Source organism: bacterium (genome assembly GCA_035703895.1).
GTDB lineage: Bacteria > Sysuimicrobiota > Sysuimicrobiia > Sysuimicrobiales > Segetimicrobiaceae > Segetimicrobium.
The window spans coordinates 1-6393 of record DASSXJ010000197.1; the positions used below are offsets into that span (position 1 = coordinate 1).

Consider the following 6393-nt stretch of genomic DNA (forward strand, 5'->3'; position numbering starts at 1 on the left):
CTTCGTCTTCCCTAAACTCGCCAGCACCCCCGTGATCGCCGCCGTCAGCGTCGTCTTCCCGTGATCCACGTGCCCGATCGTCCCCACGTTTACGTGCGGCTTCGTCCGCTCAAATTTCGCCTTCGCCATCGCCGGCCTCCCCCGATATTCTCAACGCTCCCTGTGCGCTTACCCGACGCCTGCGCGCGCGACCAGGGTCTCCGCGATGTTGTTCGGAACTTCCTCGTAATGCGAGAACTCCATCGTGTACGTCGCCCGCCCCTGTGTGTTCGACCGCAGCGCGGTCGCGTAGCCAAACATCTCCGAGAGCGGCACCTCGGCGCCGATGATCCGAAGCGCCCCGCGCTGCTCCATCGCCGAGATGCGGCCCCGGCGCGCATTGAGGTCGCCGATCACGTCGCCCATGTACTGGTCGGGCGTCACGACCTCCACCTTCATCATCGGCTCGAGCAGGACGGGCCGGCCCCTTTCCGCCGCGGCCTTGAACGCTATCGAGCCGGCGATCTTGAACGCCATCTCGGACGAATCGACTTCGTGGAACGACCCGTCCGTCAGCGTCGCCCGCACGTCCACGATCGGATAGCCGGCGAGGACGCCGCCTTCCGCGGCCTCGCGGAGTCCTGCCTCCACGGGCGAGATGAACTCGCGGGGAATCGCGCCGCCGGTGATCTTGTTGACAAACTCGATCCCCGACCCTCGCGGCAGCGGCTCGACCTCGAGGAACACGTGCCCGTACTGCCCGCGTCCCCCGGTCTGCCGGATGTACCGGCCCTCCGCCTCAGCCGCCTTCCGGATCGTCTCGCGATAAGCCACCTGCGGGCGTCCGACGTTGGCCTCCACCTTGAACTCCCGGAGGAGGCGGTCGGTGATGATCTCGAGGTGGAGCTCCCCCATCCCCGAGATGATCGTCTGCGCCGTCTCGCTGTCGAACCGGATCTTGAACGTCGGATCTTCCTCCGCCAGCTTGGCGAGCGCGGCGCCGAGCTTCTCCTCGTCGGCCCGGGTCTTGGGCTCGACGGCGACGGAGATGACGGGCTCGGGGAACTTGATCGACTCGAGGATCACGGGGTGGGCTTCATCGCACAAGGTATCGCCGGTCGTGGTGGCCTTGAGCCCGACGGCCGCCACCACATTGCCGGCGAGGACTTCCGGGATATCTTCCCGGTGGTTGGCGTGCATCTGGAGGATGCGGCTGACCCGCTCCTTCGTGTCACGCGTGGCGTTGTAGACGTAGGAGCCGGCCCGCAGGGTCCCGGAGTACACCCGGAAGTAGGTCAGCTTGCCGACAAAGGGGTCCGTCACGATCTTGAACGCCAGGGCACAGAACGGCCCGGCGGGGTCGGCATCGCGGCGCTCCATCTTTTCGGTCTTGGGATTCTTGCCCTCCATGGGCGGGATGTCGACCGGCGAGGGGAGGTAGTCCACGACCGCGTCCAGGAGCGGCTGGACGCCCTTATTCCGGAACGAGGTCCCGCAGAGGACCGGGATGATCTTCGCCGTGATCGTGCCCGCACGTAACGCGGCGCGGATCTCGTCCTCTGCGAGGGCCTTCCCCTCGAGGTACTTTTCGGTCAAGGCGTCGTCCATCTCGGCGGCCGCCTCGACGAGCTTCTCCCGGTACTGCTCGGCCTGGGCGCGGAGCGGATCCGGGATCTCGGTCACATCGCTCCGGGTGCCGAGGTCGTCGGTATAGATGATCGACTTCATCCGGATGAGATCGATGACGCCTTCAAACCCGTCCTCGACCCCGATCGGGAGCTGCAGGGGGACGGCGGGGGCCTCCAGACGGTCCCGCATCATGCTGAGCGTCCGGAAGAAATCCGCCCCGGTGCGGTCCATCTTATTAATGAAGGCGATGCGGGGCACGCTGTACCGGTCGGCCTGCCGCCAGACCGTCTCCGACTGAGGCTGCACGCCTTCCACCGCGCTCAGGATGACCACCGCGCCGTCGAGGACGCGGAGCGACCGCTCCACCTCGGCGGTGAAGTCCACGTGGCCGGGGGTATCAATGATATTGATCGTATGATGGCGCCACTGACAGGTCGTCGCGGCGGAGGTGATGGTGATCCCCCGCTCCCGTTCCTGCACCATCCAGTCCATCGTCGCCGAGCCTTCATCCACCTCCCCCAGCCGATGGGTCCGGCCGGTGTAGAAGAGAATGCGCTCGGTCGTCGTCGTCTTGCCCGCATCGATGTGGGCGACGATTCCGATGTTCCGAATCGTGTTGAGGGGGGCGCGTGCGCTCATCGTCGGCTGCTTCGTCTCCAGCTGCGTTGCCATGGATCCTCCAGCGAATGGCTCATGATGCGGTCGACCTACCAGCGATAGTGCGCGAAGGCCTTGTTGGCCTCGGCCATCTTGTGCGTGTCTTCCCGGCGCTTCACCGCCGCGCCGGCGCTGTTGCTCGCATCCAGAATCTCTGCGGCAAGCTTGTCCCGCATCGTGCGCCCGGAGCGCGCGCGGGCGTACTGCACCAGCCACCGCATCCCGAGCGACACCCGCCGCTCCGGCCGGACCTCCACGGGAACCTGATACGTCGCACCCCCGACGCGGCGGGGGCGGACCTCGAGGACGGGCATGATGTTGTGAAGCGCCTGCTCGAGCACCTTGACCGGCTCCTTGCCGCTCTTCTCCTTGACCGAGTCGAGGGCCAAGTACACGATTCGCTCCGCCGTACTCTTCTTGCCCCGGGTCATGACCTTGTTGACCAGCCGGGTCACCGTCTGGTTGCTGAACACCAGATCCGGGGGTGTGGGCCGCCGCGAGACCGCACCCTTCCTCGGCATGGCCCTACCCTCCCGGCTTGGGGCGCTTCGCCCCGTACTTCGACCGGCCGCGCTTACGGTCGGTCACCCCGGCCGTATCGAGCGTCCCCCGGACGATGTGATACCGGATCCCGGGCAGATCCTTGACGCGGCCGCCCCGGATCAATACCACCGAGTGCTCTTGTAGATTGTGCCCGATCCCCGGGATATAGGCGGTGACCTCGATCCCGTTGGTCAGCCGCACCCGGGCGATCTTCCGCAACGCGGAGTTCGGCTTCTTCGGCGTCGTCGTCTTGACTTGAATGCACACCCCGCGCCGTTGCGGGCTCGTCTGCAGCGCCGGCGATTTGCTCTTGGTCGCTTCGGCCGTCCGGCCTAACCGGACGAGTTGACTGACTGTCGGCACGGTGCCGCTCACCTCCCGATTCCTTCCCGCGTGCAGACGACGGCCCCGGGCGCGGCGTCTTCCCCGCGTCAGGGGCGGTGCGATGCCGGCGACCGGACACGCCCACACGGGCGGCGCCATCCGGTCGGGTTATCGCGTGCTAGTCTGTGTGTAATTTGACATGCGCCATACGCGGTGCCGAAGCTGGCACCCTGCGGCGCATTACAAGGGGAGCGTCCCCCGGTTAGGTCCCTAGTGCGCGGCCTTCCGTTTCGAGGATAGCCGCCACCGCCGCGCCCACGGCGATACCACACGCACGGCCCAACGCGATCATGGACTCGACTTCGACGACGTCGACGCCGCGATCGCGCGCCGCCTTGAGCACCGGGTCGGTGATCCGCCGGTCGGCATCCCGCGCGACAAAGATCACGCGGGCCCGCCCACGGTCGATCGCTTTCCTCGTCTGGTTTGTGCCGATGGCCCGCTGTGGAGCAGCGCGAAGGCGTTCAATATCCACGGAAGATCTCGGACCCTGACCCGACTCGGGTAGTATACCAACGCCTGGAAACGGTGTCAACAATATAGAAGGGGCCTCCACCGCGGGCGGAGGCCCCCGCCGTCACGCCAACCCTTCGGTCATGAGCTTGATCCCCCGGTAGCGGGCCATGCCGGTCCCCGCCGGGATCAACTTCCCGATGATGACGTTCTCCTTGAGCCCGAGCAGCGGGTCGACCTTGCCTTTGGTCGCCGCGTCGGTGAGCACCCGGGTGGTCTCCTGGAAGCTCGCCGCGGAGAGGAAGCTCTCGGTGGCCAGCGACGCCTTGGTGATCCCGAGCAAAACCGGCCGCGCCGTCGCCGGCTCCTTGCCTTGGGCCATCGCCCGCGCGTTCTCTTCCTCGAGCGCGAAGATATCGACCAGCTCGCCCGGCAGAAACTCGGTGTCCCCGGGCTCCTCGACCTTCACTCGCCGCAGCATCTGGCGGACGATGATCTCGATATGCTTGTCGTTGATGTCCACGCCCTGGGAGCGGTACACGCTCTGAATCTCCTGCACCAAGTACCCCTGCACGGCCACCAGGCCTTTGATGCGAAGGATGTCGTGGGGGTTCACGGACCCCTCCGTCATCTGGTCGCCGGCCGAGACCCGATCGCCGTCGGCGACCCGGATCCGGATGCCGTAGGCGACCGCATACTCGCGCTCGTCGTCCCGGCCGCTCACCACCAGCTTGCGCGCGCCCTTGTCCTCCGTGACATGCACCTTGCCGTCGATCTCGCTAATGACCGCCTGGCCTTTGGGCCGCCGCGCCTCGAATAGCTCCTCCACGCGCGGCAGACCCTGGGTGATATCGAACCCGGCAACGCCGCCTGTGTGAAACGTGCGCATCGTCAGCTGCGTGCCCGGCTCGCCGATCGACTGGGCGGCGATGATGCCGACGGCCTCGCCGATCTCCACGAGCTTGCCCGTCGCGAGGTTCCGGCCGTAGCACTTCGCGCAGATCCCGAACCGGGTCTTGCAGGTCAGCACCGACCGCACCGACACCGTGGTGACACCCGCTTCCTCGATCTCCTCGGCGACAGCTTCCTCGATCTCCTGGCTGGCTTCGACCAGCACGCGCTTGCCCCGGGGTGCCAGGACCTCCTCCGCGGCCACGCGCCCCATGATCCGGTCGGCGAGGGAGACCACGACCTGGTTGCCGTCCATGATCGGGGTGATCTCGACGCCGGAGGTGGTCTTGCAGTCCTCCTCCCGCACGATGACGTCCTGCGCGACGTCGACGAGCCGGCGGGTGAGGTAGCCCGACTCGGAGGTCCGGATCGCGGTGTCCGCCAGGCCCTTGCGCTGACCGTGGGTGCTGATGAAGTACTCCAGCACGGTGAGCCCCTCGCGGAAGTTCGCCTTGATCGGGAGCTCGATGATCCGCCCCGATGGATCGGTCATCAATCCCCGCATCCCGGCGAGCTGGCGGATCTGCTGAATGTTCCCCCGAGCCCCGGACTGCGCCATCATGTAGAGGGGATTGAATGGATCGAAGGTGTTGAGCATTTTCTTGGTGATCGTCTCGGTCGCCTCGGTCCAGACGTCGACCGTCTTCAGGTACCGCTCCTCGTTGGTGATCAGGCCGCGGCGGTACTGCGTGTCGATCGCGTCGACTTCCTTGTCGGCTTTGGCGAGAATCTCTTCCTTCTCTTTGGGGACCACGATATCGCTCATCGCGATCCCGCTCCCGCTCACCGTCGCGAAGTGAAACCCGAGATCCTTGATGCTGTCGAGCAGCTGGACCGTCTTGGTGGAGCCGAGCCGCTTGTACGCCTCCGAGACGATCTGCGAGAGGATCTTCCGGTCGCAGACCTCATTGATGAAGCGCAGTTCCTCGGGGATCGCTTCGTTGAAGATCACCCGGCCGACCGTCGTGTCGATCAGCTCCCCGTCCTGGCTGAGCCGCACCTTGATCTTCGCGTGCAGCGCGGCCACGCCGCTCTCGTAGGCCAGGATCACCTCATCCGGTCGGCTGAAGATCTTCCCCTCGCCCAAGGCACCCGGCTGCTCGAGCGTGAGGTAATAACACCCGAATACGATGTCGCGGGTCGGGCTCGTGATCGCGCGCCCGTAGGCCGGGGACAGAATATTGTACGCCGAGAGCATGAGGACCCGGGCTTCGGCCTGTGCGGCCGCGCTGAGCGGCACGTGCACCGCCATCTGGTCCCCATCGAAGTCCGCGTTGTAGGCCGTGCACACGAGCGGATGGACCTGAATCGCCTTCCCGTCGATCAGGACGGGCTCGAAGGCCTGGATTCCGAGCCGGTGCAGCGTCGGCGCCCGGTTGAGGAGCACCGGATGCTCGTGGACGACATCCTCCAAGACATCCCAGACTTCGGGCCGCGCCCGCTCGACCATGCGCTTGGCGCTCTTGATGTTCTGGCTCAGCCCTTTGTCGACGAGCTTCTTCATCACGAAGGGCTTGAACAGCTCGAGGGCCATCTCTTTCGGCAGGCCGCACTGGTAGAGGCGCAGCTTCGGCCCGACGACGATGACGGATCGCCCAGAGTAGTCGACCCGCTTCCCCAGCAGGTTCTGACGGAATCGCCCCTGCTTGCCCTTGAGCATGTCGCTGAGCGACTTGAGAGGCCGGTTATTCGGGCCCGTCACCGGGCGGCCGCGCCGGCCGTTGTCGATGAGGGCGTCCACCGCCTCCTGGAGCATCCGCTTCTCGTTGCGCACGATGATCTCGGGCGCCCCGAGAT

The 6393-nt window shown here is 66.1% G+C and carries 6 protein-coding genes; all 6 read right to left on the bottom strand.

Going from position 1 to position 6393, the window contains the following annotated elements:
- Window positions 1-129: GTP-binding protein (locus tag VFP86_13405; protein ID HET9000635.1), on the bottom strand; the 129-nt coding region annotated here is incomplete at its 3' end.
- A 39-nt stretch (window positions 130-168) separates the two neighbouring features.
- Window positions 169-2247: an elongation factor G gene (fusA, locus tag VFP86_13410; GenBank protein HET9000636.1), complete on the bottom strand. Its 2079-nt coding sequence runs from the start codon at window positions 2245-2247 to the stop codon at window positions 169-171.
- A 68-nt stretch (window positions 2248-2315) separates the two neighbouring features.
- Complete coding sequence (gene rpsG / locus VFP86_13415; GenBank protein ID HET9000637.1) at window positions 2316-2786, bottom strand: 30S ribosomal protein S7; 471 nt, start codon at window positions 2784-2786, stop codon at window positions 2316-2318.
- Window positions 2787-2790: 4 nt separating this feature from the next.
- Complete coding sequence (gene rpsL / locus VFP86_13420) at window positions 2791-3171, bottom strand: 30S ribosomal protein S12 (GenBank protein ID HET9000638.1); 381 nt, start codon at window positions 3169-3171, stop codon at window positions 2791-2793.
- Between the two features lie 223 nt (window positions 3172-3394).
- On the bottom strand, window positions 3395-3667 hold the full coding sequence (locus tag VFP86_13425) for a ribosomal L7Ae/L30e/S12e/Gadd45 family protein (protein HET9000639.1): 273 nt from the start codon (window positions 3665-3667) through the stop codon (window positions 3395-3397).
- A gap of 102 nt (window positions 3668-3769) precedes the next feature.
- Window positions 3770-6393, bottom strand: a 2624-nt coding sequence (gene rpoC, locus VFP86_13430) for a DNA-directed RNA polymerase subunit beta' (protein ID HET9000640.1), incomplete at its 5' end; no start/stop codon positions are given.